The organism is Mycoplasma sp. 4423, assembly GCF_054353855.1.
Genome location: NZ_JBTHHJ010000031.1, coordinates 1 through 3278, shown reverse-complemented (window position 1 = coordinate 3278; position 3278 = coordinate 1). Strand labels below are relative to the sequence as shown.

At 26.5% G+C, this 3278-nt stretch carries 3 protein-coding genes and 1 pseudogene; all 4 read left to right on the top strand.

Annotation, left to right across the window (positions count from 1 at the left end; genetic code table 4):
• Positions 1-321: 321 nt before the first annotated feature.
• Positions 322-1509, top strand: coding sequence for a phosphoglycerate kinase (locus ACXYRN_RS04265; protein WP_458607783.1), 1188 nt, complete (start codon positions 322-324; stop codon positions 1507-1509).
• 176 nt (positions 1510-1685) lie between these two features.
• Positions 1686-2285, top strand: coding sequence for a hypothetical protein (locus tag ACXYRN_RS04260; protein WP_458607782.1), 600 nt, complete (start codon positions 1686-1688; stop codon positions 2283-2285).
• Between the two features lie 100 nt (positions 2286-2385).
• Positions 2386-2856: a hypothetical protein gene (locus ACXYRN_RS04255; protein WP_458607781.1), complete on the top strand. Its 471-nt coding sequence runs from the start codon at positions 2386-2388 to the stop codon at positions 2854-2856.
• Between the two features lie 55 nt (positions 2857-2911).
• Positions 2912-3278, top strand: a pseudogene (locus ACXYRN_RS04250) (hypothetical protein); the annotation flags it as partial.

The window sequence follows — 3278 nt, the reverse complement described above, 5'->3', positions numbered from 1 at the left end:
TGTATATTGTTCTTTTCCTATATTATTAATTAAATCATTTCTTTCTAATTTTTTATTTTCCATATTAAAACTCCTCACAATTATTAACTTTTAAAATTATAATTAAGCATATAATACAAGATTATCTATTTTCTTTATTGATACAAAAAGGTAAATAAAATAGTCTTTTTTCTAAGATATTATAATTCTACCATTTTGTTGTTAGTCCTTAAATAAGATTTTATAATTTAATAAAATTTTGAAATTCTTTTTGTTATTTTTTCAATTACAACAGAATTTTATTATAATTAAATAAATAATAACTTAGATATAGGAGTATATATGAAAAAAACAATCAATGATGTTGTTTTAAAAGACAAAAAAGTCTTAGTTAGAGTGGATTTTAATGTTCCATTAAAAGACAGTATTATTTATTCTACTAAAAGAATTACAGCAGCACTACCTACTATTCAAAAAATTATCAGCGATGGTGGTAAAACCATATTATTCTCTCACCTCGGAAGAATTAAGTCAAAAGATGAATTAAGAGAAAAATCACTTAGACCAGTATCTGCTGAATTATCTCGTTTATTAAACAAAGGCGTTATCTTTGTCCCTTATACCAAAGGTGAAGTATTAGAAAAAGCTATTAATCAAATGAAACCAGGTGATGTTTTGATGGTTGAAAACACCCGTTTTGAAGATTTAAATGATAAAGCAGAAAGCAAAAACAATCCAGATCTTGGTAAATACTGAGCATCATTAGGAGATGTATTCATTAATGATGCATTCGGAACTGCACATAGATCACATGCATCAAATGTTGGAATATCTAAAAATATGAGCGAATCTGCTTTAGGATATTTAATGGAAAAAGAAGTAACATCCCTTAAAAAAGTATTGAACAATCCAGAACATCCATTTGTTGCTATTATAGGTGGAGCTAAAGTATCAGATAAAATCCAAGTTCTTGAAAACTTAATTCAAAGAGTTGACAAAATGGTTATTGCTGGCGGTATGGCATATACATTTTTAAAGGCTACTGGTTATGCAATTGGTGAATCATTAGTAGAAAACGATTTTGTTGCTCTTGCTAAGGATTTCTTAGTTAAATACAAAGATAAAGTTGTTTTACCTGTTGATCATGCAGTTGCGAAGGAATTTAAAGATGTTACACCAGAATTCCATGCTGGGGGAATCAAAGATGGATATATGGGATTAGATATTGGTCCTAAATCTTTAGAATTAGTTAAACAAACTCTTCAGGGAGCAAAAACTGTTGTTTGAAATGGACCTGTTGGTGTTGCTGAATTTGAAAACTTCCGTAACGGAACCGACACCGTATGTAAAGCAATAGCAGAACTAAAAGATTGCTACTCAGTTGTAGGTGGTGGTGATTCACTTGCTGCTGTAGAAAAACTTGGAATGTCAGATAAATTCTCACATGTATCAACTGGTGGTGGAGCAAGTTTAGAATTATTGCAAGGACTTCAACTACCTGGAGTTTCTGCTATTCAAGATAAGAAATAAATGAGTTCGTTTATACTATGTATAAACGAATTTTTTATATTTTCTTAATAATGTGAAAATATTAAATTTATATTCCATAAATAAACAAAAATCCACAAGTTTTTTGTGGTTTCTGTTTTTTTTTTTTTGCTTTATCATATGAAAAGTTAAAATAAAAATCAAACAAGAAAGGAAAAATGACAGAAAAAACAAGATTATTATTTAGATTAAACCTTGCTACATTAATATTAAGTTCAATTACAATGCTTTTTTGGATTATAACAACTGCATCAGTGTTATTATTAATTATAAATTATGGTTGATTTGAATTTAATAGGATTACTATACTTGGTTCATCTATAACATATACTATATTTACGATATTAAATTTATTTGTATATTTAACAATTATTAGTTTGTTGATATCTATTTTTGCAATAACCTTACAAGAAAGAGAAAGGGATGAAGCCATAGCAAGAACTAAAAACTTTGCTATTTCAAATTTTGCTTTAATTCTTGGTGCTCAGCTTGTTTCGTGAATACCTGTTGTATCGTTAATTGGATTAATTATCCAAATTGTTATTACTGTTTTATTAGCGATATCTATTGCAAGATTGAAGAATAATGAAAGTTCAATAAATACAAAATTCGAACAATATAGTTATACAGACAACAGATTTTCCAGTTATGCTAATAACACATCATTTGACCAAAGTTATAACACACAATCTAATAGTAATAATTCATATTCCAAGAATAGTGTTAATTTTGATAAATTCATTCAAAAGAAAGATTAATAAAATTTCCAATAATACCATTTAAATATAACACTAGGATTAAATCCTAGTGTTATTATATTTACATATATTCATTTATAATATGTAAAGTTAGGAATATATGAGACAAAGAAAATTATTATTTAATTTAGCAATTGCATCATTTGTTTTAAGCTTAGTATGTATGGCATTGTGAGCATTTACATCTTATTTCACATTATCATGAAATTTTGTACCATATAAAGGATCAATAGAGTTTAATTTTTCATCTTTGCTGATTTCTTCAAATTTCTATGCTATTATCATTTTTAGTCTACCAGAAATTCTTGCATCATTAATATATATCAGTATAACAATAATGATTATTATAATGCTTGTAATATCAATGAAGTTATTTAAAAACCAAATAATAAGTAAATCAATTTTAAGACTTTGTATAAGTATATTTTCTTTAATAATACTAGCCTTTCCTTTTGCTTGGGTTCCTGTGATAAGCACTTTTTCCTTAGCAATTCATGTTGTAATAACAGTGTTATTAGTTGTAATATTTGTAAAGGTAAAAATAGAAAGTAATAGAAATGTTATTTATTAAACAATTACCAATCAATATGTAGTAAAATATTTACATATATTTTATAAGGAGAATTATGAACAAAGAAATAAATACATCTGATGAAACTTTAACACAGTTGCAAGAAAAATATTTAAAGGAAATAGATAGAATTTCTTCTAAGGAATTAAACACAGATCAAAAAAGATGGGCAGCGCAGATAATCAAAAGATTTAATGATAATGAATTAGAATACATTTTTCAATTTATCGCTCAAAGAATAAAAATCGGGTTTCGTTTCGATGTTGCTCCCGAGAGCAACAACCAAAGCATTGCTTTGCTTAAAAAGAACGAAAAATTATCTTTTAAATTTAAAGATTCTAAATCAACAGATAATTGTTTGATCATTGGTGAAAACTATGATGCTTTAAAGAATTTAATAGTAATTGAGAGAGAGAGAGAGA